Origin of the sequence: Streptomyces sp. NRRL F-2664, from assembly GCF_000719345.1 — a bacterium.
Taxonomy (GTDB): Bacteria; Actinomycetota; Actinomycetes; order Streptomycetales; family Streptomycetaceae; genus Streptomyces.
The window spans coordinates 1-386 of sequence record NZ_JOFX01000395.1 but is presented as its reverse complement, the minus strand read 5'-3'; the positions used below and the strand labels follow the sequence as shown (position 1 = coordinate 386).

At 73.6% G+C, this 386-nt stretch carries 1 protein-coding gene; it reads left to right on the top strand.

Annotation, left to right across the window (positions count from 1 at the left end):
• On the top strand, nucleotides 1–386 hold a 386-nt coding region (locus IF89_RS39785), incomplete at both ends, for a hypothetical protein (RefSeq protein ID WP_158718170.1).

The window sequence follows — 386 nt, the reverse complement described above, 5'->3', positions numbered from 1 at the left end:
CCGGGAGGGGGTGGAGGAGCGCGGCTATGAGTGGCGGCTGGCGGACCGCACCGACGGGTCGGTGCAGTACTTCGATGCGGACGGCAACCCGGTGGCGTTCGCCGACCGGCACGGCAACCGCACCGACTTCGCCTTCACCGCCGCCAGCGAGGACACCTGGCAGCTCACGTCTGTCACCGACCCCTACGGCGCCACCACAGAAGTCGCCTACAGCGACGGCCGGGTCGTCTTCACCGCCCCGGCCCGTTCCGGCGACGGCCACCGCCTGACCGCCGTCCTCGAACTCCAGGACGGCCTGGTCCGCAAGGCCACCGGCAGCGACGGCGCGGTGACGGCCCTGGAGTACGGGCGGCCGCTGGCCGGACACGGCCCCGTCATCACCCGCG